This is a genomic window from Bartonella sp. DGB2, assembly GCF_046843095.1.
GTDB lineage: Bacteria > Pseudomonadota > Alphaproteobacteria > Rhizobiales > Rhizobiaceae > Bartonella.
Genome location: NZ_CP177329.1, coordinates 457,373 through 483,960 on the forward strand (window position 1 = coordinate 457,373; position 26,588 = coordinate 483,960).

The 26,588-nt window shown below is 41.8% G+C and carries 29 protein-coding genes and 3 pseudogenes; 19 read left to right on the top strand and 13 right to left on the bottom strand.

The window, feature by feature from the left end:
• Positions 1 to 115 precede the first annotated feature (115 nt).
• Together ACK28X_RS11515 and ACK28X_RS11520 are read right to left on the bottom strand one after the other, a co-directional pair.
• Positions 116 to 430: a HigA family addiction module antitoxin gene (locus ACK28X_RS11515; RefSeq protein WP_412059074.1), complete on the bottom strand. Its 315-nt coding sequence runs from the start codon at positions 428 to 430 to the stop codon at positions 116 to 118.
• Positions 431 to 457: 27 nt separating this feature from the next.
• Positions 458 to 733, bottom strand: coding sequence for a type II toxin-antitoxin system RelE/ParE family toxin (locus ACK28X_RS11520; RefSeq protein WP_412059141.1), 276 nt, complete (start codon positions 731 to 733; stop codon positions 458 to 460).
• Positions 734 to 920: 187 nt separating this feature from the next.
• Between ACK28X_RS11520 and ACK28X_RS11525 the strand changes: the two genes are divergently transcribed.
• The 7 genes and pseudogenes from ACK28X_RS11525 to ACK28X_RS11555 form a co-directional block, all read left to right on the top strand.
• Positions 921 to 1,304, top strand: a complete 384-nt coding sequence (locus ACK28X_RS11525; protein ID WP_412059075.1) for a hypothetical protein — start codon at positions 921 to 923, stop codon at positions 1,302 to 1,304.
• 69 nt (positions 1,305 to 1,373) lie between these two features.
• The gene (locus ACK28X_RS11530) at positions 1,374 to 1,598 is read left to right on the top strand and encodes a phage tail tube protein (RefSeq protein WP_412059076.1); all 225 of its coding nucleotides are present in this window, start codon (positions 1,374 to 1,376) and stop codon (positions 1,596 to 1,598) included.
• A gap of 37 nt (positions 1,599 to 1,635) precedes the next feature.
• Entirely contained in the window at positions 1,636 to 2,022 is a 387-nt protein-coding gene (locus ACK28X_RS11535; RefSeq protein WP_412059077.1) for an ectoine synthase, read from the top strand.
• A gap of 26 nt (positions 2,023 to 2,048) precedes the next feature.
• Positions 2,049 to 3,242 carry an MFS transporter gene (locus ACK28X_RS11540; protein WP_412059078.1) on the top strand — a complete coding sequence of 398 codons (1,194 nt, stop codon included), beginning with the start codon at positions 2,049 to 2,051 and terminating at the stop codon, positions 3,240 to 3,242.
• Between the two features lie 607 nt (positions 3,243 to 3,849).
• A pseudogene (locus ACK28X_RS11545) lies at positions 3,850 to 4,975 on the top strand (site-specific DNA-methyltransferase); the annotation flags it as partial.
• A 566-nt stretch (positions 4,976 to 5,541) separates the two neighbouring features.
• A complete protein-coding gene (locus tag ACK28X_RS11550) occupies positions 5,542 to 5,964 on the top strand; it encodes a DUF2924 domain-containing protein (RefSeq protein ID WP_412059079.1) in 423 nt (140 codons plus the stop codon).
• Between the two features lie 3 nt (positions 5,965 to 5,967).
• A pseudogene (locus tag ACK28X_RS11555) lies at positions 5,968 to 6,450 on the top strand (recombinase family protein); the annotation flags it as partial.
• Between the two features lie 804 nt (positions 6,451 to 7,254).
• Here ACK28X_RS11555 and ACK28X_RS11560 read toward each other — a convergent pair.
• The 5 genes and pseudogenes from ACK28X_RS11560 to ACK28X_RS11580 all read right to left on the bottom strand — a co-directional run bounded on the left by ACK28X_RS11560 (position 7,255) and on the right by ACK28X_RS11580 (position 11,067).
• Positions 7,255 to 8,175 carry a hypothetical protein gene (locus ACK28X_RS11560; protein ID WP_412059080.1) on the bottom strand — a complete coding sequence of 307 codons (921 nt, stop codon included), beginning with the start codon at positions 8,173 to 8,175 and terminating at the stop codon, positions 7,255 to 7,257.
• 462 nt (positions 8,176 to 8,637) lie between these two features.
• On the bottom strand, positions 8,638 to 9,168 hold the full coding sequence (locus ACK28X_RS11565; RefSeq protein ID WP_412059081.1) for an NAD(P)/FAD-dependent oxidoreductase: 531 nt from the start codon (positions 9,166 to 9,168) through the stop codon (positions 8,638 to 8,640).
• Positions 9,169 to 9,172: 4 nt separating this feature from the next.
• The gene (locus ACK28X_RS11570; RefSeq protein ID WP_412059082.1) at positions 9,173 to 9,394 is read right to left on the bottom strand and encodes an NAD(P)-binding protein; all 222 of its coding nucleotides are present in this window, start codon (positions 9,392 to 9,394) and stop codon (positions 9,173 to 9,175) included.
• Positions 9,395 to 9,432: 38 nt separating this feature from the next.
• Positions 9,433 to 9,833: pseudogene (locus ACK28X_RS11575) on the bottom strand (rhodanese-like domain-containing protein).
• The gene (locus ACK28X_RS11580) at positions 9,823 to 11,067 is read right to left on the bottom strand and encodes an alpha/beta hydrolase fold domain-containing protein (protein WP_412059083.1); all 1,245 of its coding nucleotides are present in this window, start codon (positions 11,065 to 11,067) and stop codon (positions 9,823 to 9,825) included. The pseudogene ACK28X_RS11575 and the gene ACK28X_RS11580 overlap by 11 nt, the downstream one beginning before the upstream one ends.
• 1,056 nt (positions 11,068 to 12,123) lie before the next feature.
• Between ACK28X_RS11580 and ACK28X_RS11585 the strand changes: the two genes are divergently transcribed.
• The 7 genes from ACK28X_RS11585 to ACK28X_RS11615 all read left to right on the top strand — a co-directional run bounded on the left by ACK28X_RS11585 (position 12,124) and on the right by ACK28X_RS11615 (position 20,512).
• Positions 12,124 to 12,468 (top strand): DUF2924 domain-containing protein, encoded by a 345-nt coding sequence (locus ACK28X_RS11585; RefSeq protein WP_412059084.1) that lies wholly within the window; start codon positions 12,124 to 12,126, stop codon positions 12,466 to 12,468.
• The gene (locus ACK28X_RS11590; RefSeq protein ID WP_412059142.1) at positions 12,450 to 12,704 is read left to right on the top strand and encodes a helix-turn-helix domain-containing protein; all 255 of its coding nucleotides are present in this window, start codon (positions 12,450 to 12,452) and stop codon (positions 12,702 to 12,704) included. Before ACK28X_RS11585 ends, ACK28X_RS11590 begins: the two co-directional genes overlap by 19 nt.
• 194 nt (positions 12,705 to 12,898) lie before the next feature.
• Positions 12,899 to 13,798 (top strand): SNF2-related protein, encoded by a 900-nt coding sequence (locus tag ACK28X_RS11595; protein WP_412059085.1) that lies wholly within the window; start codon positions 12,899 to 12,901, stop codon positions 13,796 to 13,798.
• A gap of 150 nt (positions 13,799 to 13,948) precedes the next feature.
• The gene (locus tag ACK28X_RS11600) at positions 13,949 to 15,028 is read left to right on the top strand and encodes a hypothetical protein (RefSeq protein ID WP_412059143.1); all 1,080 of its coding nucleotides are present in this window, start codon (positions 13,949 to 13,951) and stop codon (positions 15,026 to 15,028) included.
• Positions 15,029 to 15,055: 27 nt separating this feature from the next.
• A complete protein-coding gene (locus ACK28X_RS11605; RefSeq protein WP_412059086.1) occupies positions 15,056 to 15,319 on the top strand; it encodes a hypothetical protein in 264 nt (87 codons plus the stop codon).
• Between the two features lie 112 nt (positions 15,320 to 15,431).
• Complete coding sequence (locus ACK28X_RS11610) at positions 15,432 to 17,330, top strand: site-specific DNA-methyltransferase (protein ID WP_412059087.1); 1,899 nt, start codon at positions 15,432 to 15,434, stop codon at positions 17,328 to 17,330.
• A gap of 14 nt (positions 17,331 to 17,344) precedes the next feature.
• Entirely contained in the window at positions 17,345 to 20,512 is a 3,168-nt protein-coding gene (locus ACK28X_RS11615; protein ID WP_412059088.1) for a DEAD/DEAH box helicase family protein, read from the top strand.
• A gap of 186 nt (positions 20,513 to 20,698) precedes the next feature.
• Here the strand turns inward: ACK28X_RS11615 and ACK28X_RS11620 are convergent, their stop codons facing one another.
• The 6 genes from ACK28X_RS11620 to ACK28X_RS11645 all read right to left on the bottom strand — a co-directional run bounded on the left by ACK28X_RS11620 (position 20,699) and on the right by ACK28X_RS11645 (position 23,111).
• The gene (locus ACK28X_RS11620; protein WP_412059089.1) at positions 20,699 to 20,902 is read right to left on the bottom strand and encodes a toxin-activating lysine-acyltransferase; all 204 of its coding nucleotides are present in this window, start codon (positions 20,900 to 20,902) and stop codon (positions 20,699 to 20,701) included.
• Positions 20,903 to 21,069: 167 nt separating this feature from the next.
• Positions 21,070 to 21,324, bottom strand: coding sequence for an HlyD family efflux transporter periplasmic adaptor subunit (locus tag ACK28X_RS11625; protein WP_412059090.1), 255 nt, complete (start codon positions 21,322 to 21,324; stop codon positions 21,070 to 21,072).
• Position 21,325: 1 nt separating this feature from the next.
• Positions 21,326 to 21,772: a hypothetical protein gene (locus ACK28X_RS11630; protein WP_412059091.1), complete on the bottom strand. Its 447-nt coding sequence runs from the start codon at positions 21,770 to 21,772 to the stop codon at positions 21,326 to 21,328.
• Positions 21,753 to 21,953 carry a hypothetical protein gene (locus ACK28X_RS11635; protein WP_412059092.1) on the bottom strand — a complete coding sequence of 67 codons (201 nt, stop codon included), beginning with the start codon at positions 21,951 to 21,953 and terminating at the stop codon, positions 21,753 to 21,755. The genes ACK28X_RS11630 and ACK28X_RS11635 overlap by 20 nt, the downstream gene beginning before the upstream one ends.
• Entirely contained in the window at positions 21,950 to 22,591 is a 642-nt protein-coding gene (locus ACK28X_RS11640) for an ATP-binding cassette domain-containing protein (protein ID WP_412059093.1), read from the bottom strand. Before ACK28X_RS11640 ends, ACK28X_RS11635 begins: the two co-directional genes overlap by 4 nt.
• Positions 22,592 to 22,697: 106 nt before the next feature.
• Complete coding sequence (locus tag ACK28X_RS11645; protein WP_412059094.1) at positions 22,698 to 23,111, bottom strand: ABC transporter transmembrane domain-containing protein; 414 nt, start codon at positions 23,109 to 23,111, stop codon at positions 22,698 to 22,700.
• A gap of 167 nt (positions 23,112 to 23,278) precedes the next feature.
• Between ACK28X_RS11645 and asd the strand changes: the two genes are divergently transcribed.
• The 5 genes from asd to ACK28X_RS11670 all read left to right on the top strand — a co-directional run bounded on the left by asd (position 23,279) and on the right by ACK28X_RS11670 (position 26,465).
• A complete protein-coding gene (asd, locus tag ACK28X_RS11650) occupies positions 23,279 to 24,397 on the top strand; it encodes an aspartate-semialdehyde dehydrogenase (RefSeq protein ID WP_412059095.1) in 1,119 nt (372 codons plus the stop codon).
• A 247-nt stretch (positions 24,398 to 24,644) separates the two neighbouring features.
• Positions 24,645 to 24,929 (top strand): hypothetical protein, encoded by a 285-nt coding sequence (locus tag ACK28X_RS11655; RefSeq protein ID WP_412059096.1) that lies wholly within the window; start codon positions 24,645 to 24,647, stop codon positions 24,927 to 24,929.
• A 252-nt stretch (positions 24,930 to 25,181) separates the two neighbouring features.
• Positions 25,182 to 25,394 (top strand): hypothetical protein, encoded by a 213-nt coding sequence (locus ACK28X_RS11660; protein ID WP_412059097.1) that lies wholly within the window; start codon positions 25,182 to 25,184, stop codon positions 25,392 to 25,394.
• On the top strand, positions 25,388 to 25,945 hold the full coding sequence (locus ACK28X_RS11665) for a hypothetical protein (RefSeq protein WP_412059098.1): 558 nt from the start codon (positions 25,388 to 25,390) through the stop codon (positions 25,943 to 25,945). Before ACK28X_RS11660 ends, ACK28X_RS11665 begins: the two co-directional genes overlap by 7 nt.
• A 1-nt stretch (position 25,946) precedes the next feature.
• Positions 25,947 to 26,465, top strand: coding sequence for a DUF6622 family protein (locus ACK28X_RS11670; protein ID WP_412059099.1), 519 nt, complete (start codon positions 25,947 to 25,949; stop codon positions 26,463 to 26,465).
• Positions 26,466 to 26,588: the final 123 nt, after the last annotated feature.

Below are 26,588 nucleotides of genomic sequence, written 5' to 3' on the forward strand. Positions count from 1 at the left end.
AGCGCTCCTACTTTTGGCTTTCGCCACATTAAAACTTTGTCGCTATTAAGCAAGAGATGAGCTTCGGCTTAGTGGCTTAATCTCATTTGCAAGACTGTTACTTTAGCTCGGCTTATTAATGCACAGACGCAACGTCTAAGGTGGGAATATGAGACACATCAATATTTTGGAGAGCATGCCAAGTGTCATAGGCCGCTTGAATGCGTAACCAAAGGCCAGGCCCATTGCCTAGAAACTTTCCTAAACGAGCGGCAAAATCAGCAGTCACGGGGCGTTTTCCTTCCAACACGCCGTGCAAATGCTGGCGAGACACCATAAGAGATTGGGCGATTTCTTTTTTGGTGTAATCTAAATCATCAAAAATGTCTTTCAAAATCTCTCCAGGGTGACAAGGCGGGCGAGAAGAGTCTTTTTCAATTAGTTCCGTCATCTGCTTTTCCCTCCATTCTATAAGGCGCTAATGATATTGCTCGAAGTTAAGATTGTAAGCATGCCCATCATGAAACTCGAAGGTTATACACCACGGGCCGTTCACATGGATAGTGTAACGCGTAGGATTAAAACCATGTAGGGCATGGAAATCAAAACCAGGTAAATTAAGGTCTTTAATAGTTATGGCTTCATCCAACACGGTCAAGCGACGCAAAATCCGTTTATGCATTTTTGCATCTATCTTACTTCTGCTTTGCGTCCATAAAGATTTTAGTTCTTTGTGGTTGAAGCTTTTAAGCACCAAGTAAATCCTCCGTTATAGCTCTCCAGTGTAACACAATAAGTTACACATGTCAAAGCTACCTTTTAACATTAACTAAACTAGAAGTTTGCGACACCATTAGCCTTTTAGAATTGAGGATGAAATGCTATCCAAACGCGAGAGAGCCCTTGAGGCTCTCTTTTCACATCTGAAAACTGCGCTTAAAATGTCCAAATATAATCCTTCGCAAGACCGAGAAGATTTGCTGATTTTACGTAATGAAGCTTTACCGGCGTCTATTCCCAGAGGAGGACTTATCATTCTGTGCGATGGTTCTGTAGGCGAGCCTGAAATGACCCTCTCCCCGCCACTTTATCATTACCGGCGCCAAAGTGAGGTTGAACTTTTCGTGCAAGATACGAGAGAAGACCAACATGCTTTAGACCAATTACTTGTCGCCCTCAGCCACTCTCTTGGGAGCAAACCAACCTTAGAGGGGCTTGTGGATTTTGTCTCTATTGGCAGCCCGCAATTTAGCATTGAGGCGATTGAAGGTGCACCAATCATCAAGGCGGCTTTGTGCCGAGTTTTTTATTTTATTCAACTCTAAGCCCTTTAGAGTAATCGAGAGATAAATCCCGCTTCTCTATAATAACTTTTCTAAAATAGGAGTTTGGCAATGGCACGTGCATATGGTTGGAATACACGGCTTTTGCTTGGATTTGAACCAAGCTTTGGTGTCGTTCCTGCTGGAGATAAATTCACGCTTATCCCCTTTATTTCAAGCACACTTGATGGTGAGCAAGATCTGATTGAATCAAGCGTCTTAGGGGGTGGGCGTGATCCATCTACGCCCTTTCACGGTGTGATAGAGTTAATCGCTATAATTTTAGAGACGATTTAAAAATGGCTACTAATTACACATAATCTAAGGAGGTATCATGTTTATTAGAAATATAAAAGATATAGAAAATACAGATAAATATGTAGACTGGGGAAATGGCACAAGCCATCGTCTGCTAACAAAGGATGACGGCATGGGCTTCACTGTTTGCCACACAGTTGTGCGGGCGGGGACAGTATCCAAACTACAGTATCATAACCCTCTAGAAGCGTGCTATTGTATCGCCGGTGAAGGCGAAGTTGAGGACATGCGAGGCAATATATATTCTATTCGACCTGGTGATATTTATGTACTAGATCAACATGACGAGCATTATTTGCGCGGCGGGAAAAATGAAGATTTGGTACTGGTGAGCGTTTTTAATCCTCCACTGACTGGTAATGAGCGTCACAATCTTAACGGTGAAACTGGATCTTCATACTGATCTATTCGTGGCAAGAGGGCGGCCCTATGGGACTAAAGCATCAAGCATTTTTCTATTCTCTCTTTCTTTCAAGATTGGCGGATCAAATTCTTTTGTTCCTAGTGCCCTTGGTTGTCTTTCAATTGACGGGCAGTGTGGCTTGGTCAGGGGCGGTTTTTTTCTTTGAAACTTTGCCGCGATATCTCTCTTTTCCAATCTGCGGGGCTTTTTGTGATCGCATGTCACCCCTGAAATTGCTGCGGGTAAGCCAACTTTATCGGGCCATTGTTTGTTTTTGTGGCATGGTTGGGTTTACATTATTCGGGGGGATCGGTTGGCTGATCGCAATCTCGTCTATCTGTGGGGTTTTGACTACCCAAGGGCTCATGTCCAGAGAAGTGATGTTGCCGCAGGTTTTTTCCGGTCATCGTTTTGAGAAAGTCGCTTCTTATACGCAAATTGCCGATCAGTTGGGTATGGTGCTTGGCCCCCTTGTTGCCGCTGCCCTTCTCAAATTCTGGCCTTGGGAATATGTTGTGGTGTCAACGACTTTGCTTTTTCTTGCCGCAGATGGCACAATCCTTGTTTGGCAGCGATTTGTCCAACCGACTTTGGCAGAATCACAAAAGCCAACAGGAAATTGGATGTTGCCCATGGTCACTGCTTTGCAGCATATTGTGAGATCGCCAGATTTATTAAAGGTCGTCCTTCTTGCTGCTGCGGTCAACCTCATCATTGGGGTAACGCTCGCGACTTCAGCAGCAATGGTTACGGGTATTCATGGTGAATCAGAAACCTATTATGCTGTTCTCCAAACTATAGGTGCAGTTGCTACCGTTCTTATTCTGTTTGCCATTGCACATAGTTCTTTATCACTAAAGACACTTGGTCTTACTTCCTATTTAATGATTTTTCTAGGTGGCATGATCACGGGTCTTGCTTCCAGCACCAGCCTTTATGTTGTCGGTTTTATCCTTGTTATCGGCTTTGACAAAATGTTCAACATTTTCATTCGAACCATGCGTCAGCGCATTATCCCGCCACAAGATCTTGGCAAGACGACCGGCCTTGTTGTCATGTTGAATAATTTGTCACAGCCATTGGCAGGGCTTCTCGTTACCGTTTTTACCGGGATCTATGGTGTTGGTGCTGTCATTACAGCTTTGTCACTCTTTATGGGCATTGTCGGCGGGCTTGTCGGAGCAGTTTGGTTCCGATGGGCTAGAAATATGCAAACTTAGACCAAATTTTAGAGATAATACGAGCTTATTTTTCTAATCGTAGTGAGTGCGCAGGAGCTTATTCTCTCGCAGTTAGTGCAATATGACGCAGAACTAAAATACCAACGCATTTTTAAAGATGCACGACAGAAATTTTTCACCTCAAAAAATGAGAATGTTCGCATTGATGTATCACACACAGTACCATTTATCTTGTTCCAACTTTTCTCAGTCTCATTTTTGGCCTTTCGTCAGGCTGTAAAAAGCCGCGGTTCTCGGCCTTTTTTGCGTGTGGGCCGTCACAGAGCAGAGACCTTGTGCGCGCGATTTTTCTCGTTTTTTGCCAAAAATGCCAAAAGTGTCTCATTTAGCGGAGACTTTGTTAAAAAGGTCTATGCTAAATTTATCCTTATTTTTCAAGATCTTATAAAATCGCTTATTTTTTTAGTTGGCGTGCATCTCGTGGGTGGGCGGTGTGATACAAACATAAGACCTTCGCTGGGAACAATCGCTGTAACTCTCCTTAAGTATTTGTTATTCTATAGTAAGCTTGTAATTACTGCGGAAATAAAGCATTTTATGATTTTATACTAAGCGTTAAGGGGAAGCGCCAATATGAATCAAATAGCGGGTGAAGATAATCTATATTGACCCGCCCTATAATACGGGGGATGATTTTAAAGACCCGTTGGCAAGATATAAGGAAATAACCAAGCAGACCACGAAATCCAACCCTGAGACAATGGGGCGGTTTCACACGGCTTGGTTGAATATGATCTATCCGCGTTTGCGTTTGGCACAGACGCTTTTGCGTGATGACGGGGTCATATTTATTTCAATTGATGACCATGAAGTGCATAATTTGCGCAAAGGCTGTGATGAGGTGTTTGGCGAGGAGAATTTTGTCGCGCAATTGGTGTGGGAGCGGGCCTATGCGCCGAAAAATGATGCGCGCTATGTTTCGAAAAGTCACGATTATATTTGGATGTATGCGAAATATATTAGCGTTTTTACCATTGGCCGCCTTCCACGCACAGAAGAGGCAAATAGCCGCTATAAAAACCCTGACAATGACCCACGCGGGCCGTGGAAGTCGTCTGATCTTTCAGTAAAGACCTACAGTGCTGCTTATGATTATCCTGTTAAAACTCCTTCTGGCCGTGTGGTTAACCCACCGGCGGGACGGTGTTGGAGATTTTCAGAGCAAGCATTTTTGCAAGCTATTGCCGATAAGCGTATTTGGTTCGGGCCTAATGGTGATAATGTACCGTCTTTAAAACGTTTTCTAAGCGAATTAAAATTTGATGGTATGGCGGTGACGTCTCTCTTATTTTATAAGGAGGTTGGCCATAGCCAAGAAGGCGCGCAAGAGGTTACCGCGCTTATGGAACGTACTGTTTTTGACGGGCCTAAAACTTTACGTCTGTTGCAGCGGTTGTTGACCATTGCCAATGTGCAAGAGAACGATATCATTCTCGACTTTTTTGCAGGTTCCAGCACCACGACGCATGCGGTGATGGAGCTAAACGCGCAAGATGGTGGCAAACTGCAAATTCATCATGGTGCAATTGCCTGAAGTCTGTGATGAGAAGTCTGAAGCCTATAAAGCAGGCTATAAAAACATATGCGAGATAGGCATAGAGCGCATTCGCCGCGCGGGTGCGCAAATTCAAGAAAAGACAAAACGGATTTATTAATGCGTGAAACATCCTTTGATGCGGGCTTTCGGGTGCTAGAGCTAGATAGTTTCAACTTTTCCATATGGGACGACAGCCCGATAGACCCGAACGCGCCCGATGCGAAAGAACAATTGATGCTGCGCTTTAAGGAGGAGCTGAAAGGGGTCAACCCAGAGCGCTCTCATGCTGATATTATCTTTGAGATCTTGCTTAAATATGGCTGGCCGTTGGATTTAAAGATTTTCTCTTTACCGATCAATGGCAAGAATTTTTACTATATCGGCAAGGCAGAAGGGGATGTGCTGGTAATTATCGCCATAGATCCGCCCCTTGAACCAGAGGATGCCGAAGAAATGGTGAAACACCTTCCCATTGAAGTCATTGCGCTGGAAGGCGCATTTAGAGATGCGAATGAGCTTGCCAGTTGCCTGCATATCTTGCGCCATCATGACATCAGGGTCTCTAGAATTTAAATGAGTAACCAGTCCATAATGCTTTAATAAGTGTGAAAAGCATAGTTTTTTGCTTTAAGCGCTGGTTAGTTTTAGTCCTGATTGGGTTCCTTTTCTGATTTTAGCACAACGCACTATTCGCTGGACTAAGTCTGCGAATAGAGCATTCATGTGATAAGAGGATTAGACATGAGTTGTACAGAATTAGAACAGAAGTTAGAGAGTTTAAAAGGTGCGTCGATGCTGGAGCTTAAAACCTTATGGCGCGCTTATTTTAACGAAGATGTGCCTGGACGCAATAAAGCAACACTAGCTATGAAGCTCGCTTATCGCATGCAAGAAATAAAGTATGGTGGCTTAAGGCCACAGACGCTTGAATTTTTGCGTGCTGTGCAGCCAGCTAAAAAGCCAAGGGCAAGCAAACGGAAACAGTCCGTGGTTGGCACCCAATTGCGGCGCGAATATCTAGGCCAGATCCATCGCGTGACCGTTGTTCAAAATGGTTATAATTATGAAGGCCAGATTTATAAAAGCCTGAACGCAATTGCAAAACATATTACCGGCACCACTTGGAATGGCTATTTATTTTTTGGTCTTGCAAAACGGGGGTAATCAGTGGCAGTCAAGAAAGATGTATGGAGTGATAAAACGCGTAAAATAGCGCCGAAACTTATACGTTGTGCGATATATACACGTAAATCTACCGAAGAAGGCTTAGAGCAAGAGTTTAACTCGCTTGATGCGCAAAGAGAGGCGGGCGAGAACTATATTAAGTCTCATTATCATGAAGGTTGGCAACTTATACCAACGCATTATGATGATGGTGGGTTTAGTGGTGGTACTATGGATCGACCCGCGCTCCAAGCTTTGTTTGCAGATACAGAGGCAAATAAGATTGATGTTGTCGTGGCTTATAAGATTGACCGTTTATCACGCTCTTTAACCGATTTTGCGCAAATGATTGGTCTGTTTGATGCGCATAATGTAGGCTTTGTTTCGGTGACGCAATTTTTAAACACCAAGGATTCCACTGGTCGCTTTACCATGAATATTCTCTTTAGCTTTGCGCAATCTGAACGCGAGATGATTGGTGAAAAGCATATATAGATTCATATTACACTAAGTTAAAGAAGAAACAATAAATAGATTATGTTGTATTTATTCTTCGTTGTACAATTATTGAAAATAAATAATTTATTGTAGTGATAGGTTGCTATTAATTCATCTATAAAGATAGGATATATTTCGATAATACTATGAAGTTTACTGTATAATGTCGTAAATGGCGTGGTCATCTAAATCATATATAATATCAATTAATTTTATCATATTATTATGATTATAAATTATTTAATTATACTTTGTTCTTAAAGGATAATTAAATCATCTATTACAAAAGAATGTCTTTAGAAGGATCTCTATAGAGTACTATTTATAATGGTTTAAAGTGTATAATTTGTATTTATCTATATGGAATATTATAGTTGTGGATGAAGCATTGGCTTATCTTCTTTCTGGTTATTCGGTGTTTCAAACTTGTTCTTAGGCTTTGCCGTTCTATTCGTGAGAAATTGGTAGTTTGAATTTATAATTACTTGAAAGTTTCTGAAGCTTTGGGTTTTGTTCGTCATTTCCCTGTGCGGTTAGCCGCTTTATACATCTTCCGGGGATGCTTGCACTTGATGGTTTAGGCGGCTCAGTTTTCAGGATTATCACAGGAGATTGGGTAATCGCAGGAGCAGCTCCGCAGGTTAAGCTTTAACGAGATGTAGGGTCTAATCATGATTTCTGTAAAGCAGGGAGCGACAAGTAATAATGGCTTACTAAATTAAAAATATGCGCACCTTTATCGCTTACTAAACGTATCGCGGTAAAGGCGGCATGTTTATAAAAAAGAGCTAACTACTTTTTGTTAGCCAATAATTCGCGAGAAATAAGGAAAGGCAGGTTAATAGAATAAAGAAAGGCACCCATAGTGAAGGCCAACCAGCTACGTATTGTTCCATTACTAAAAACAAGTGCAGGAATGAAGGGGGTGATTATGGATACTTTAGCAGCTCCTAATTTTTCGATTGACATCTGTAGAGCAAATATGGGGAGGACTACCGAGACGAGTGCTAAAAATAACAGTTTAATAGTGCGCCCTGCTTCAATCGAGAGAATTTTTATAAGATCTCCATACCCCAGTATGGCTGTTCCCAGTATGGCTGTTAGAATTATCAGTAAAAAGAAACGATTTGATAATATTTCTAATGTAGTTGCTTTGAATTTTTGATGGAAACGTCCAGATATAAACGCATACAAACCGCCAGAGAAACCTCCGATGGCTGCCAGTAAAATACCAAGGTATAGTTGTTGGGGCTGGTAGGTCAGTAGATCGCTGCCAGTCAGTAATCTGGATAGTGTCAATCCCACTAAGCATAGTGCGATGAATAAGATAGATAAGGATCGTAAGCTAAAAAATTTAGTAGAACGTGCTATAAGTTCAAAAACTAAAACGCCGACTGGTAAAGAGCCTTGAAAAATAGCACCATCTATAGATGGTTCGATATTATATAATGATAAGAATGCGAAAAGCCAGCTAATTAAAGTCAAGATGTTAATGATAGCAATAAACTTCGGGTGTATCTTCATTAGCCGGAATATATTTCTATCTTTGATGAATTGACACGATATAAAAATGATAGCCGCCACCGTAAATGACACAAAGGTGATGGTAAATCCACTCACGTTTGTAAACGTAAACGAAATCCACATTGCTGCTACTGCAGTGCAAAGACAATATATATTTATAGGTAGTGTAGTAAGCCAAGATTTGCCCATGGAGCCTCCTTTACTCTTTTTTCGCTTCCGTTGATTCTAGAGGTGAAAACAGTTTTCTGGAAAGCATTTGGGCTTATTAAGCGTGCTGTTAATGCTAAGTATGCTTTTTTTACTTCACTGTTATTCTGAATCAGATGATACAGTTGGAAATTTTGTTTGTCGTTGTTCTTTATTTTTGAGTCTGCAATTATTCCACGTGCATGAGAGTCAAAAAAGTGAGTATGGTTTTTTTGGTAATTTTCGTTTATCAAGTCGCGATTTTCTGGAGTTCAAATCATTAAGTCTGCAAAGATTTTTGCTGATTTAAGAGCAAACGAACACCCGACGCCACTCATAGGATCCAGGCATAGTGCGGCGTCCCCAATAAATGGAATGTTGTCAATGACAGGCGCCCGTCGTTGATTATCATATTTTTTATAACCATAAATTGGGCTTGCTAGTGTAGAATTGCTAAAGTTGACGCTAGGAATTAAGTCTGCCATTCCTTGAATAAGGGATTGATATTAAGGAAGTTTTTTTTACATTTGACAATAAAGTTTTGTCAAAATAATGCGATAATAAATGCGTGCCGTTGCGCTGTGGGTACAAGAAAGACATTTTATTGTCACTCAGTGCGAACAGGGATCGATGGGGATGCGGTGCTTTTAAATTTTGAACATAACAAAAATAGGTAGCTCTATCATTTTGATCTATTTGAGCTTTTGCTCCCAGCAACCCTGCTACAGTTGAATGTCTGCCATCAGCCGCAATCATATAATCACACGAGAAATTCTCATTTTTATCGCCCTTACGGGTTTGCAGGTAAAAGCGTTGATTTTCAAAAGAAAAAGCACGTAAACTTTGACCCATATGCACTTTAACGCCAGCTTTTTTACCTTCTAGACGTAACTCGTGGTCAAAAATACGGCGTTCAATATTATGCGCGTAGGCAAATACCTCATCATCTGTATAACCACCGTCAAGATCAATTATAGTGTTCGCAACAAAAAACATTACCTTAGTGGGCAATGCTGTACGCCGACGTCAATAAATGAGATAGCCTTAACTCATGAAGAATATCATTGGTAAACGGTTGTATGAAATGCGTACATAATGTTTTATAAGAATTTGAAGCAATACGATGATCTAATAATCTAACCTCAAAACCTCGTTGAGCTAAGAGGATAGCGCACGCACAATCCGCTATACCCGCACCAACGATTACTACAGATGGCTTCACACTTTCCCCCTTAGCTACCAATATTTTTTGCAGAGGCGTTAACAGTCACAATGGGTTAAGCGAGCAGTTTGCTCTTTTGTCCCATGGGTTTCATAACCATCTTTTTTCCACCATGTGATACCACCTATTAACTCTAGAACCTGGAAACCTAAAGTGAGCATTTTTAAAGCCCCTTTAGTGGAAGCATTACAGCCTATACCATCGCAATAACAAACATAAATCTTAGTTTTATCTAAGTCAGTAGTATTATTATGGCACATAGCTTTATGGTGTAGATTTAATGCGGTTGGGATATGCTCTTGTACAAAAGCTTCTTTAGATCGCGTATCAATAACTACGATATTGCTATTGTCCGCTTCATTTAATTTATCGTATAGATCGGCAGAATCTATTTCGTAAGAAAATTTTTAGTGTAGTATTGGATTTGATCAACATTCATTTTGTAAGCTCCTTGACTTATTAATTGACTGAATAATATCTTGAAAAGCAGCCTGGGCATCTTGAAGGCTAGTGTGATACAAGCAGAAGTCATGTGGCAAAGCAAAGGATTTGTGGACTCCAGCTCCTTTCCAAGTTTCTGAGAATAAAGCTGCCTCATGCGCCAAAACATCATACCTGGAGTAAAAGAGGTCAACTATTACGCTCTTACAAAAATCTTCAGGTAGTTCCATAGGATTAAAGCCCTTTTTTCTGAAATAAGGTCTATATAATGTATAGAACCACCGCATCATAGCACTGTCAAGTAAATAATGTTTTCCAAATAATTCGTAAGAAGGGAAATAATGATCAGTCGATAAGACGGGGTAAAATAGTGTAACGCAACTTGTTTTTTTATACAAAATGTTCGTTGCTATATAAAGTGCAATCAATCCGCCTATGCTGTCTCCAAATAGCCATATTTTCTCATAAGCGTGGGAATGTGAAGTGATTCGATTAATTAAATCAGTTAAAAGCACGCAAGCATCGTTTTCAGGAGCTTTCTTATACCCCATTAAAAAAACCGGTAGCTTTAAAAAAGCGCTTATGCGAGAAGCAAGTGTATCATAAATATCGTTATCATAATAGACTAAACCACCACCATGTATATAGAAGATGACTTCATCATTGCCTTTCCCGTATTTGTAAGTATACGGGTCAAAGGTTATTCGTTTATTTCGCAGCGTTGGCGATTTAATGTAATTACAAATCCATTTTTTTGCGTGTATTCTATCAGGAACATCAATCTGCGCGAACTCGTTACGTAAGGATCTTCTGGCTAACAATATCGATCTAAATTCTGTGCTAGGTATTTTTTTCTCAACATCATGAAAAGTACGACAGTTAAAGAAACGTATATCTTCTATATCTAAAAAACATATTGCATCATACGGTTTAAATATGTCAGAATGAGTTTTTAAATTTTTCTGATACTCTGTATCCTTAGAAGTCACATATTTTGCAAAAATAAACTGTATCTTCTTTCGATAAAGATAAACTTCTTTGGGGATATTGCTAGTGTCTTCTGAAAAACTTAAAGGGTCGTGGTTGAGATAAATTGAAATATGATAAAGTTTATTTTTCGGATAAGCTGCTAATATTTCGTATATTTTAGAAAAATTTATATTTCTTGTTATGATTATAGCTATATCATCTTCTCGTCTATCTATATGCTTTTCTAGTAAGTTATTTAGCATAGATATATCTTCACCAAGTGTATAAAGACATTTATCGTATTTATGGTGAATATTGTGACTAGATTTTTCTTTATAAATAAGGAAAATATGATAAATTTTTTGCGATTACTATACAATTTTCGAGGAGTGGTCTCATAAACAACTTTTAGGAATTTTATTTTTATTGGAAGATCCGCGTCTGGAAAGTACAGGCATGTGGTAAATAGTTTGAGGGAGACACTCTTTTTCGTCCTTATTTTTTCCATAAATCAGACAATTATAAGGTAGTCCTTTAGTATGTTTTTTCGTTAACACATTTAGGTGACGGTGTCGTTTCTATAGATGTAGCCTTGAGTTGCTAGAACAGAAGTTACGGAAGATTGAGGGCATTTTCTCTCTATGTCGTAAAGAAAGATAATAGAACGTTCGAATCGATGTAACGCCTGCAGTACCATTTATTTTCCCCTCAACTTTCTCATTCTTGTTTTTGCGTAGATTTTTATCACGCCCATAGGCCCCGAAAGCCCAGCATTGCGGCGGTTTTTCATATCCGTAGCGCAAAAGAGCGTGCACAAAGGTCGCTCTAATTTGTGCAATTTTAGAGACAATTTATCCAAAATAGGCCCAAGAGTCTCAAACAGCGGAGGCTTTCTCAATCCGACCTTCAGTTAAAAAGTCTATAAAATCCAGCCACTTAGCCTGATGGCTTTTTGAGTATTTTATAGGCTCAAATGCCTAGCACTCGAATAAGCAAAAACCTTCTCTTTTTGCTCTTTCAAAAAACAATCAACCCGTTGAATTTCTTTGGTTTTTCACGCAACGTCCTTCCTTTTTTATCTCTACTCGAACTTTAGTCGCACCAAGCTTCGTCGCTTTTTGCCAAACGTTCAGACTAGTGAAAAGCCAAAGAATATGGGCAGTAAAAGCGCTTTTCTGCTTGCTAGTGCCCAATATCGAAGCATTCATAGAACGTAGACGCCAAATAGGGCTAAAGGGGGACGACAATTGCAGCAAAACACACAAGCAAGCATAAGCCAAGACCTAGAACACGAACTAGTAGTGCTAAAGCACAAGCCAATGGTTGAGCTGAAACAGCTCTGGCAGAGCTCGTTCAATGAAGAACCGACCTCGCGCAACAAAGCCACACTTGTTTTTAAACTCTCTTATCACATGCAAAAGCTTGTTTATGGTGGGCTCAAGGCTGAGACATTAGACTTTCTTCGCAACAAGCAGATACCACCAAAAGCACAGAGAAAACTCGCCCGCCCCGTTATTGGTACCGAACTCTTACGAGAATATAAGGGCGTGCCCCATGTCGTTGTGGCGGTTCAAGGCGGTTATGCTTATGAGGGCAAAATCTTTAAAAGCCTCAGCGCGATCGCCAGGCTAAACTCGGCGAAAATATCAAATTGGCGCGCCTAAGGCAGAAAATCACGGCAGTGATGTTAGCAGAGCGCGCTGGTATTAGTCGCGCGACTTTGAGTAAGGTTGAAAAGGGCAATCCGGGTATCTCCATGGGGGTCTATGCGAGCGTCCTTTTTTGTTTGCGGCTGGAAGAAGATCTGTTACTACTCGCCGGGGCAGACCCGCTCGGTCGCCACCTACAAGATGCTGGCCTCCTACAAACCAAACAGCGCGTCCCCAAAAGAAGAAAGTAATGCAATGCAAGCGCCAAAGCAAAAAGTTTGATGCACAACGCTTTTGCCTTAAGCGCAAACTAACCTAAAAACGCGTTGGGCCATATTTTAATACTTCTAACTCCCTTCAAGATCAGTTTACCATATAGTTTTTTCTGTATAGGATAGAACTGTTGGTTCGATGCAAGGGGGGAAAGTGCAAAATAAACCGTTTCATGATTAAGACATGTGAACTTTTGTCTTATTCGCAAAGTGATTTTGCCCCGGTTTTCTCTGCGGCCAATATGGAAATCTACCCTTACCAAATCGCCGCTGCGCAATTTGCTCTACAAATACCAAGCCGCAAAGGCGCGATTTTATGCGATGAAGGCTCGCTTGGTAAGACCTATGAAGCGCTTTTGGTCGCCGCGCAAAAATTCTTCCATGGCTATGAGCGGCAATTGCTTATTTTGCCCGCCAATTTGCTCTTTCAGTGGCGAGAAATATTAGAAAACGCCCTGCCCTTGCCTTACCATATTTGGGAAGGTGGACAGAATTTGCCCACTGAAGCTGGCTTAATTATCACGACCTATCAACACGCGCTAAAACAGCACGAGACGATAAGTCAGAATATATGGGACCCGGTGATTTTCGAGGAAGCGAATATTCTTGCCAAGCTCGAGAATAAAATCACCAGCACTTTGAAGATAGCCTGCCAAGGCGCGTTTAAGCTGTTGCTGACGCCGACGCCCATCACTATGAGCATCATGGATATTTATGGGCTTATCCATTTTATCGATGAAAGCGTTTTGCCGGATGCAGATCACTTTTATAAGCGCTATTTTCGCAAGTCCGAAAACTATCCCGAGCTTTCAGAGTGGGTCTCGCAATTTGCCTTCCGCACCCTTAAAAAGCAAGTCACAAATTATGTAAATTTCACCAGGCGTTTAGCCTTCATGCTGACCTATGAGCTAAGCCAAAAAGAGCAAGAAATTTATGACAAGCTTGCGGTCTATCTCGCTTGTCCTGACAAGCAAGCCTGCCCTAAAATTGATTTATATGATCTGACTTTAATGCTCTATCATATTTTGGCTTCTTGCCCCCAAGCCATTCACCGAACCATTGTAAAGCTCTAGCACGTATTGATGAGCCAAAAGAAAAGGCGCATCTCTCATCATTGTAAGAATTGATAAAAATTGCCAGCATAATGGCAAGTCGGACAATCTAAAACTGCTTTTAGAAAGACAATTTACTGAAGCACGAAACTTGGCTATGCGCAAAAAGCGCTGGTTTTTGTTGATAATGTAACCGCGCTTGCCTTACTCGCGCAACATTTAAGCGAAAACTACCCTATCATCACCAGCCAAGAGCAAGATTATGCGCAAAAATTCCGTTCTGCCGAAAGCGGTATTTTGCCAGCACATGGCGACGCAGCAAAGGGGCTTAACCTGCAATTTTGCTCTTTTGTCATAAATTATGACCTCTTATATGATGCGGTGGATTTAGAGCAAAGAATAAGCCGTCGCCAAGGGCAAATGCGCAATGTTATTGTCGTGAATTTTATGTGTCAGAAAAATATCGATGATGTGCGCACCTTAGAGCTCATCAACAAGCGCACTTTACAGTTTGACAGTATTTTCGGCCGTTCAGACGAAATATTGGGCCAATTTATCTCTTACCCCGGGGAGATCGCAGCCCCACTTCGTGGAGAGGAAGAAATTAAGCAAGCCTTCCGCGAAAACCTTTCAGTCAATGAGGACACGAACACGAAGATTATAGAAGAAGCAGAGGCGCTTCTCTTCACCAGCTTCACCCAAAAAGTGGCAGAAAATGCCACCATTACGCCGCAATATATCCAGGAACAAGCGCAAAACATTCAGGAACATCTCTGGCATGTTGTCAAAAGCTGGTTTGCTACGCTTAGCGATTATAAAATTGATGAAGATAGCCAAACCATAAGATATGAAGGAGATGAGCCGCCATCACTGTTTTATTATTATTCTGGTGCGCGCAGCCGCCTTTATAAAGGCAAAAAACTCTATGGTCTACGGCCCGATTTTAAGCCCGCAAGCCAAAGAATAACCCTGCTTAATCCCCTCGTGAAAGGCATTTTATTGAATATGGCCTGCTCTGACCATGGCGAGCTTATCGTGAATGAAGCCATAGAGCCTTGCACAATCGGTTATTATTGCGTTGAAATTTCTAGCCCGAACGCAGATTCTGCAGAATATTATATTCTTACCGGTCAAAGACAAAGTGGCGAAGTTTTAGATCACCAAACTTGCGAAAAAATCTTCAAACTTCCCATAGTGCAAAGCGTGCAACAAGACGAGCCCGCGCCACGATTTGTAAAAAACACAATTTAGCTGGCGGAGGAAAAGTTAGATCAATTTGTGCCAACCGAAGCACTTATCAAAACCTACCAACAAGAAACCCAACGGGGCACGGCTGAAGCCACAGACGCCGTCCACGTTCACTATAGTAAGAAAAGAAAAGAATTAGACCGTTCTATAATGGCCGTAGAGAAAGAGCTTGTTGCAGAAAGGAAAGCTATCGACTCGTACCAAAGCCCTTCTATCAACGAGCTTCGCCAATTGCGAAAGCATAAACTTCTCGCCAAAGCACTAGAAGAAAAAATAGAGAGAGGTAGCGCATGAGAAATGGCAGCTAGAACTTGAAGAAGCAGCAGAATTGGCTAAACTGCAGCAGCAAACGCCTAGAGTTAGAATTTTTAGGCATTTTATCATTAATGTGAGAGGGATAGCATAGATGAAGGACTTAGGAGAGCTAAGCGAGCTTGACGGTAGATCAGAAGATGTAGCGGTGCGCGATATGGAACGCCTAAAAGCTGCTTTCCCGCAATGTTTTTCTGAAGGCAAGCTGGATATAGATAGGCTGCTGAATCTATGTGGCGAATATATCGACAATGATTTCGAGAAGTTTAAATTCGAGTGGAAGGGAAAGGTCGAAGCGTTGCGCTTAGCGCAAAAGCCTTCTTTGGCGACCTTGCGACCAAAGCCCGCAGAAAGCGTCGACTTTGAAAACACACATAATGTCTATATCAAGGGCGACAATCTAGAAGTGATGAAGCTTTTGCAGCGTTCCTACTTCAATAAAGTGAAGATGATCTATATCGACCCGCCTTATAATACGGGTAAGGAGTTCGTCTATCATGATGACTTCAAGGACCCGCTTGCCCGCTATAAGGAGATCACCAGCCAGACGACAAAATCCAACCCCGAGACCATGGGCCGATTCCACACGGCGTGGTTGAATATGATGTATCCGCGTTTAAGATTGGCGCAAAGCTTGTTGCGTGATGATGGTGTGATTTTTATCTCGATTGATGATCATGAGGTGCATAATCTGCGCAAACTCTGTGATGAAGTGTTTGGCGAGGAGAATTTTAGAAATGTTTTTATCCTTAAACGCTATGATAAAAATATTAATAACCAATTCATTCAAGATGGATTAGTTAGCTTTAATACGGGTTTTGAGTACATTCTTTGTTATGTTAAATCCAGAAAATTCAAATTCAATCCTGTGTACCGGGAAGCGAGTGAGCAGCGGCAGACTGCAGGATACTGGAAAGGTTTCTGGAATAATGCTGATCGACCAACTATGCGCTACGATGTTCTTGGGTTCACGCCAAGAGATGGACAATGGAAATGGGCTAAAGAAAAAGCAGATGAAGCGGTTGCGAATTATGACGATTATCTAGAAAATCATTCTTCTATTTCGCTGGAAGAATATTGGAAAAATACTGGCTGTACTAAAAAATTTATACGAAGAAATCCGTCTGGCAAGGGGAAAAATATGGGCGTTGAGCATTGGGTACCGCCTACAGCACATATTTTGCGAAATACAAATTGGTTAGATCATTTTGCCTCTAAGCCAATAGAGGATTTTAAGGGGGTCTTTGATTTTGCAAAAAATCCAGATGCAATAAAAGTTCTACTAGAAAGTAGCACCAGCGATAACGACATCATTCTTGACTTTTTCTCTGGCTCTGCCACCACGGCGCACGCTGTTATGGCACTCAACGCGGCCGACGGTGGCAATCGTAAATTCATCATGGTGCAATTGCCCGAACTCTGCGATGAAAAGACTGAAGCCTATAAGGCTGGCTATAAAACCATATGCGACATTGGCATGGAGCGCTTGCGTCGCGCGGGGAAGCAAATTCAAGAAGAGCATAAAACTGCTTTGCAAACACGCGCGACGCCTCTCGACACCGGCTTTCGCGTATTTGAACTCGACAGTTCCAACTTCCCTATATGGGACGATAGCCCGATAAATCCTGACGACCCCGATTCTGAAGAACAATTGCTATTGCGGTTTAAGGATAGGATTAAAGGTCTTCACCCAGATCGCTCTCGTCAAGATGCGATCTTCGAGCTGATGCTCAAAAACGGCTGGACGCTGGATCTGAAAATATTTGCTTTACAGATTAATGGCAAAAAATTCTATTATCTTGGGAAAGATGAAGATGATATTTTGGTAGTTATCGCTATTGAGCCGCCCTTTGAAGCGCGAGATGCACAAGAGATCGTTAAGCTTCTTCCAGTCAAAGTTATTTTGTTGGACGGTGCATTCAGAGATTCCAATGATCTCGCCAATTGCTTGTATATTTTGCGCGATAATGAAATCGACTTTATTAGAATTTAAATAGGCGGTGCTTCATGAAACTTAAATTTAAGAACCAAGAATTTCAAAATGAAGCCGTAAAAAGCGTCACAGATTTGTTTCGCGGTAACCAAATGTTTGGTTCTTCCTTCCCTCTACCTGTTGGCGAAGGTAAACTCAAACTCAACAGGTCCGGCTATGGCAATCAATTATTGCTAGATGATGAAGCGTTATTAGCCAATTTGCGCGCGGTACAGCAGAGCAATAGGCTTTTTTCCAGTAAAGAATTGGGGAAAAGGCACTTTTCCATTGAAATGGAAACAGGCACAGGAAAAACCTATGTCTATACCAAGACGATTCTTAAGCTCAACCAGCTATATGGCTTTACCAAATTCATCATTGTCGTGCCCAGCGTCGCCATCCGTGAAGGGGTATATAAATCTCTCGACGTAACCAAAGAGCACTTTAATTCCGTTTTTAATAACCTCCCTTATCGTTATTTTATTTATAACTCTAAAGATCTGGTACAAATTTGCCAATTTGCTAGCTCAACCAATATTGAAATTATGATCATCAATATTGACGCCTTCAAAAAAGCCGAAAACATCATCAACCTGCCGCATGATAGGCTGAATGGTGAAGCAGCCATACGCTATATCCAAGACACGAATCCAGTTGTCATTATAGATGAGCCGCAATCGGTGGATAATACGCCAAAGGCAAAAGAAGCGATTGCCAGCCTTAACCCGCTTTGCGTATTGCGTTATAGCGCTACGCACAGAGAAGAGGTGAATTTGCTTTATCGCTTAACCCCCGTCGATGCTTATCAAAAAGGGTTGGTGAAGCAGATTTGTGTTTCTTCTAATCAAATCGAACAAGATTTTAACCGACCCTATATTGCGCTAAAATCTGTTTCGAATGAGCGGGGCTTTAAGGCAAAGATAGAGCTAGATGTTGCCAGCAAAGAGGGCGCGGTCAGCCGCAAAACCATGACGGTAAAGCCAGGGGATGATCTCTTCCTTGTCACTGGCGGGCGCGAGCTTTACAAGGGCTATGTTGTTTCGGGCATTAATTGCATGACAGGCGATGAGGCGGTGGAATTCTCCAATACAGAAATGGTCACATTTGGCCAAGCCATAGGGGATATCAACAAAACACAGCTCAAACGCGCGCAAATTTACCGCACCATAGAGACACATCTCGATAAAGAATTGCGTCTTTACCCTTTAGGCATCAAAGTTTTGTCGTTGTTTTTTATTGATGAAGTTGCAAAATATCGCAGCCTTGATGGGGAAAAAGCACTTTATGAGCGCATGTTTGAAGAATGCTATGAAGAGCTGATAGCGAAAGAGCGTTATGCGATCTTACGCGCCAAATTTGCGCAAAATGCGGAGACTGTGCATGGTGGCTATTTCTCGCAGGATAAAAAAGGCGTTTATAAGGATACCAAAGGTGATACGCAATTGGATGATGACACTTACAACACGATTATGCGTGATAAGGAGTGGCTATTATCCTTTGAATGCCCCTTGCGTTTCATCTTCTCTCATTCGACTTTGCGTGAAGGATGGGATAACCCGAATGTGTTTCAAGTTTGTATGCTGATTGAACAAAAATCTAACTTTACTGCCCGGCAAAAGATTGGCCGCGGCTTGCGCCTTTGCGTTAACCAACAAGGCGAACGCGTGGAAGACAAAGATATCAATGTGTTGCACGTCATGGTGAATGAAAGCTTTGCAGAATTTGTTAGCACATTGCAGAAAGAGCTGGAGGTAGATCTTGGCTATAAGTTCGGCACATTGCAAATGGCGCAATTGGTGGGGCGCAGCTATCAAGAGGTGAAATATGTCGCGGCAAAGGTTGACTCCGAAGCAGCGCAAAAAGTGGTACAAACGTTGGTTGACCGTGAGATCTTGGATGAAGAAGGTCAAGTTCGCGCAGAAAAGCTGCAAAATTTGGCGGTGGAATTACAGCAAGCCTTGCCAGCAGAATTAGCGCCCGAAGCCCGTCAGGAAATTATTGCTAAAGTGCAAGAGCAGGCACAAAAAGACGGGGCGCTTAAAGCTGAAAGCGTGCAAGAGATCAGCTACCCAAAAATCATTAAGGAAGAAAAAGAACTATCTGCTCAAGAGGCGCAAGAGCTTATAGATGATTTGCGCTCGAAAGAGCTTCTGACGGCTAAAGGGCAAATCACCGATACGCTCAAAGCACAATTGCAAGCCGGCACGCTCGATTTAGATGAGCGGTTTAGCAAAGGGCAACAACACGCGCTTATCCAAGCCTTAGAAGCAAGCCAAGCCATGCCGGCGATACGCAATGCGGCGCGTGAAGTGAAAGTGAAGCTTAAAAAGCAAGTGGTGGCCTCACCGGAATTTCTGGCGCTGTGGGACAAAATCAATAAGAAGACGACCTATCGGGTGCAATGTGATCAAGCGGCCATGTCGAAAGCCATTGTTGAGCAACTGGCCAAAATGCCGCAAATCTCTGCCCCAACGATAAATACAACAACCGTGCAACTGGATGTTAAAAGCCAGGGCGTGGACGCGGCGCAACAATCTTCTCGCAATATTACAGTCGCAAATCTAGAGTGCAGCGTGCCGGATATTTTAAACGAGCTCGCTGCAAAAACGGACCTTACATTCGCGCTGCTTGCTGAGATCTTAACTAAGAGCGGGCGGCATGTGGATTTCTTGAAAAACCCTCATGCCTTCTGTGAAAAAGCGATTGAGATCATCTCTATAGCACGGCGGACACAATCAGTCGAAGGCATCAGATATATAAAACTGGCTGGCCAAGAATATAGCGTGCAAGAGTGCTTTGACAGTGAAGAACTTCTCGCCGATTTAGAGCGCACGGCTGTAGAAACGAGTAAAAGCGTTTATGATCATGTGATCTATGAAAGTAGCGTTGAGAAAGAATTTGCTCAAAGCCTTGATAATGACCCCGAAGTGCGGCTATTTTTTAAATTGCCACGCAGTTTTAAGATTGCGACGCCAATAGGCTCTTACTCGCCCGATTGGGCGGTGTTTTTAGAGCGTGAGGGCGTGCAAAAGCTCTACTTCGTATTGGAAACGAAGGGGTCAACGAGCGAATATGATTTACGTTTGAAAGAGATGCTAAAGATCAAATGCGGCAAGGCCCATTTTGATGCACTGGAAACGGGCGTGACATTTAGCGCCCAGCCCGTAACGAATTGGTGGAAGTATAAGGGCGGCGTCTGCTAGTGCCCGCTAGCTCCTAACACCACGCCGCATTCATGGAAACTAGGAAAAAACATGTTTGTAACATCATTAATTATAAGGCGCGACACAATCAATTATCCAAAGGTATTTCCCGTCTTGAATATTGGCCTCAGGAAGTACATCACCGGTTTTCAACATGGATTGAGGATTGTCTTCATCTAAAAAAGCTCAAGTGAGGAAGGCACAAAAATTCCCTTCTTCATTGGTATAGAGCTTACTTTGCCCTAACCGAATACATTGGCCTATATTTCGCTCAATATCCCAAACCAACCAGTTGCGGTGAACGGGAGAATGTAGCATAAGCGCCGTCATCACGCCCAATGAAGTGAGAGGATCAATCCTAGCTTGGTTTGTCTCTTCCGTATTGTTCATTATCTTTCCCTTAAAGCTTGTTCAATAATTTTTGTTATTGGTTCAAAAAACTAAGAAATCAAACGACGTTTTGAGGTAATTACATCGGAAGAAACAGCCATGCCCTGTATAAAATTCTACCGACGTCCATAAATGTTCATGAAGTTTTGATCAATTTTTAGTAAAACTCAATAAGTTCCAAACGTTTCTTTATTTTGTTCTTGATTAGCACTTGCCGCAACATTGATGACGGTGGCATATACAATACCATAACGCTTAGGTGGAAAAGCATCAAAACGAATATAAGCGCGCTGCCCTTGTTCCAAAAAGCCAATATCACCATTGGCAAAAAATGCCTCAATGAGCAGTTCCTCATCGGCAGGCACTATGTTTAGCAAGGTTTTCCCTGGTTCAACAAAGCCACCTAATGTATGTATGGTCAAATTAATTTACATAGCCATCAACAGGGGCGCGTAACGAGAAATTATCGAAACGATATTGATTATTCGCCAATTGAGATTCTAAATTCGTTAAAGCGTTTTGTGCGTCATGGGTCATTTGTTGATATTGAGCATACTCATCGGCGAGCAAACTTTTCTCCTGCTGCTGAAGCGTTTCCTGTTCAGCTTTGTTTTCAGCTAAATGCTTGCGTTCAATAGTAATTTCGTGCTCAATGTTTTTATGTTCGTGCAGTCGCTCTAAATAGGAGGTTTGGCTGATAACTTTTTTATCGAAGAGAATTTTTGCCGCATTGAGACGCTCAAGGGTCAGGTGATAAGTATCATCCAGCTTTGATAACTCGGCTTGTTTTGGTATTGAGTTGAACGGGTAGATGCCCTTTGTGGACCAATTCGCCCTCTTTAACGGGGATCTACGCGACTTGCCCAGCATTTTTTGGCTGAACAACCTGCAGCCGTGAGTTGGAGATAATACTGCTGCGCCCGCGCGCAATAATTCCTGTCTTAGTAACAAAACTGCCAATAACAACGAATAGAAAGAGCCCAACAAGCGTTAAAATCACCATATGCAAAGTCGGTGAAGGTGGGCGCAAAGTTGCATTATTTTTACTCATTGTTTTACCTCCAATTCATGAAAGTGGAGGATATTGGCTTTATCTCCAAAAAGAGCCGGATTGTGTGTAATCACAAACACTGTTTTATGCTCAGCAAGAGCGCTTAAATAATTGGTAATTTCGGCGCTGACTTGTTCATCAAGTGAGGAAGTTGGCTCATCCGATATAAGCACTTGTGGATCTAGTAAAAATAAACACGCTAAAGCTACGCGTTGGCGCCGCCTCCTCGACAAGAACCCGCCCTGCTCGCCAACTTCAGTATAAATGCCATTAGGCAATTGGGCAATAAGCTCAAGGCGGCCACTAACCTTTATGGCGCGGTCTATTTCGGCCTCTGTAGCGTCGGGCTTTACCAGCAGCATATTGTCATATATTTTCCCCGAAAATAGACACGGCGTCTGCGAGAAATAGGCAATGGTTTGCCGCACGCTGCGCAAGTCGTAATCATGTATATTCTGCTCATTGAGAAAAATTTTTCCTGATTCCGGCGGGTATAAACCGCAGAGCAGTTTTGCTAATGTCGATTTGCCGCAGCCCGATGTACCAAGGAGCAAATGCGGCTTTCCAGGCTCGAGACAGAGGTTGATATTATTTAGCACGGGCTTCTTGGTCATAGGCAGAAGAAAGGTTTTCTGCATGGAGTTTAGCCGGTGCATTGCAAATAATCGGCGGCTTTTCTACCTTCCATTCTGTTCGCTTATTGACAATATAACCAAGGCGTTGGCGCGCTATTTTTAGATGCTGTCATTGTTCCCATAGTGAAGAGAGGTTGAGAATAGGCCCAGCCACATGGCCAGCAAGCAAATGAAAAGCGATAAGTTGACCTAAAGTCATCTGGTTTTGTAAAACCTCACTCGCACCAAAGAAAATGATGCATATTGTGAAAAGCTCATTAAAGATGCCGCTAACTGCACTAGTGAGAATATTTAGTTTACCTGTTTTCATGTCTTGAGCCAAGGTATCGCACAGCGTTTGCTCAATGCGCGCGGCATGCATTTGCTCTTTAACCTGAGCCTTGATCGGGTAGATATTATTAAAACATTCGATCATGCGCGATTGGTGAATCGCCCTTAGGGTGAAGGCGCGATGCAGCTGCTGGCGTAAGAAAGGGTCGAAAAGCGCCAAAGCGCCCATCTGAACGGGCAGGATGTGACGCAACCTGCATGGCTTATTAAATTTATTAGTATTTTTTAATAATTAATTAAAGCTGGCGATAAGAAATTTTTATAATCTCAAGTGTTATATAATGGACGTTGATATCATTTGAAATCAATGTAAGGGTACTATTTTTCAATATTATTTCAAACTTAAGATGAGTAAAGTATATGATGCAAATAGGTTTTGTTGGCTGGCGGGGTATGGTAGGTTCTGTTTTGTTAGAACGTATGGTGGAGGAGAGTGATTTTAAGGATATCGCCCCACATTTTTACAGTACATCTAATCCAGGTGCTGACGGGCCAACCATTGATGGCATTACCTATCAGCTGAAAGACGCTAAGGCTATAGAGGCATTAGCGGAAATGGATATTATTATCACGTGCCAAGGCAGAGATTATACAAAATCTATTTATCCAGCGTTGAAAGCTAGCGGCTGGCAGGGTTACTGGATTGATGCAGCTTCTGCATTGCGTATGGATAAAGATGCTTGCATTATTCTTGATCCTGTTAATCGCTTAGAGATCGACAAGGCGATTAATGATGGCATTAAATTATTCGTCGGCGGCAATTGTTCCATTACGCTAAGCTTGATGGGGTTAGCCGGATTGCTTAAGGCCGATCTGATTGAATGGATGAGTGTGATGACATATCAATCGGCTTCCGGCGCTGGTGCTCAGCAGGTACGTGAATTAATTACCCAAAGTGCTTATATTGGTACACATCTAAGCGAAGATGAATTAACGGATAGAGGCTCTGTATTGCCGTTGGTGAAAAAGGTTAATGCTTTGATTAATAGCGCAGACATGCCAACCAAAGCTTTTGGTGTCCCGTTAATGGGTAGTATCATTCCCTGGATTGATAGCGATTTGGGTAATGGCAATAGCCGTGAAGAATGGAAAGGTGAAGCTGAAACCAACAAGATCCTTGGTTTGCAGCCTGGAACTATTCCAGTTAACGGACTATGCATTCGGGTAGGTGTTCTTCGCTGCCATAGCGCTGCCATTACCATGAAACTGAAACGCGATATTAGCGAAGAAGAATTTTCCGCTCTGGTAAAAAGCGCCCACCCTTGGGTGCATTATATACCAAATAACAAAGAAGAGAGTGTCAGTAAATTGACTCCAGCGGCTATTAGTGGTTCGTTACAGGTTGGTGTTGGTCGATACAAGAAAATGTTGCTCAACGATGAACAGATCTATTCTGTGTTTACCGTGGGAGATCAGTTATTGTGGGGGGCAGCGGAACCGTTGCGCCGTATGCTCAATATTTTGCTTGGACGAATGTGATCATCTGTCAATAATTGCAGTGATAGAGAAAATTAAATACTCAGTGTAAGGGGGTATATATGCGCCAATATTTGGGGTACATAGCAGCCTGTGGTTGGTGCTTTATCACTGTATTTTCTATGCTACTAACCAGTGAAGTTAGCCAGCGCTTAAGTCCTTTTATCGTCTGCTTTTTTACATTTTTTTAGCCAATCTCATTTTCTTGGGTTATAATATTCGCAATATAGGGCCTTTGTGGCGGTGCATCTTGGAAAAATCTATGCTGAGTCCAGTTTTTGGAATTAACGTCAGTACCTTTGCTAGTTGGCGACTGATGATTTATCCGCTTACTTATCTCCAGCCAACTCTAGTCGCTATATTAATACTTGGTATTAATCCCATTGCTACAGTGGCGATCTCTCGACTATTTTTCAGACCGGCATCTCCAAAAAAGCTTGAAATTACTAGTTTAGCAATTTTTAGTGTGATTTTTCTTCTGAGCGTTCAAACATTTCAGGGTGAAAATAATATCTTGGGTAAATCACATTTTTAGATGACCCTGTCATTATTATGCTGTTACTTGTCTGGCATCGCCACATCGGTGAACAATATTCTAACAAAAAAATTATGATGAATGGTTTTATTATTACAGACGTGATGTGCCCCCGTTTCTATTTAACTATCATTAACCGGAGATTCTTGGACTTTTACTTTTAATGCGCATCACCCGCTTTTTGAGGAACATTTCCCTTCCCGCGCCGTATGTCCTGGTTCACTATTAATTGAGATGGTTCTGGCTTTGGCTATGCAGGGTAAAGCGAAAAATATCGCATCTGTTACACTGAAAAAAGTAAAGTTCATTGAAGCTGTTTATCCGGGAAATATCTATTGTTTGACCATTAAACAGGATTTAGAGTGTGAACCAGGTGGCGTTTTTTATATGCATACGGAAACTAAAAAACGAAGCACTTGCGGTAAGTTTTTTATTAAATATAAAAAAGAGGATGCGCCATGTTAAACATAATATTCTCTTTTATTCCGTGGAGCCTTTACTCTTGGGTTATCAATGCAAATGTTTTAACTCTGGTCGAACGCACTCTCATCTTAGCTATGATTTTATTGTCCATTATTGCTGTCAATATTAAAATTGTCCGACAGGGAGAACCTGTGATGATTACGAACATTCTGACAGTTGTTGTTCTGTTAGTTAATTATTTTGCTGGATGGTCTACACTGTTACTAAACTACCCAACGGTTTTTTGCTATTTGTCACTTGCTCTGGTTTCATTGATTAGCTTGCTAGTAAAGAAACCTTTTACCATTATTTATGCCAGTGCTGGTGTTTCTGAAGAGAAACGCAAACATATTCAATTTTATCTTATCAATAAATATATTACATGGATTTGGGTAATCATATTTTTTGCCAATGGTCTTCTGGTGGCTTTTATTGCATGGGCCCCCCAGCTTTTGCGGGTCACTATGGGTTTAATTTGTGCTGGTGTTCTTTTTTCTAAATGTCTTCCCAACATCATGCGATATTTTTATCGCAGCAAACATTATGGAGTATAATATGTCATTATTTAACATTCTGAGTGGAACTCCTTTATGGGTCTGGATTTTACTTTTTTTTCTCATTACCAGGGGAATAGTCGCATTGAACGATAGGGAAATGGAGATTAACCGCCTTTTTCTGTTGCCGTTAATCTTTCTTTTTTGGGGCGGAAGCGATGTGATTAACGAGCTAGTATTCCCGCGCTGGGGTGTACTTTCAATGTTGGCGGGGCTGATGATCGGCGCTACAATTGGCTGGTCGCTCTGGAGCGCCACGCCGCGTTTAAGAATCAAAGAGGGAACGGATTTAATTATTCGACCTGGTACGCCGTTGACGCTGATATTTATTCTTATCGCTTTTGTCATCAAATTCACATTGATTGTTTTTCTCAATGTTGAACCTGATTTGAAATATGCCTTTGGTTTTAATCTTCTTTTTGGTATTTTAAGTGGGCTCACTGATGGTGTATTTTGGGGCGGCACATTAAATTTATATATAACATTTCGAAAGAATCTAAATAAGCCCTTGCACCATTAGCTGTAGGTGCTTCCAATCAGAACTATCCCAATGGAATTTTATTCCTAACAACAACGCTGCATACAAATGCAGCGTTGCCTCATAGTTTCAGATTTTTTTGTCCTAGCGCGTGAATACGTGACG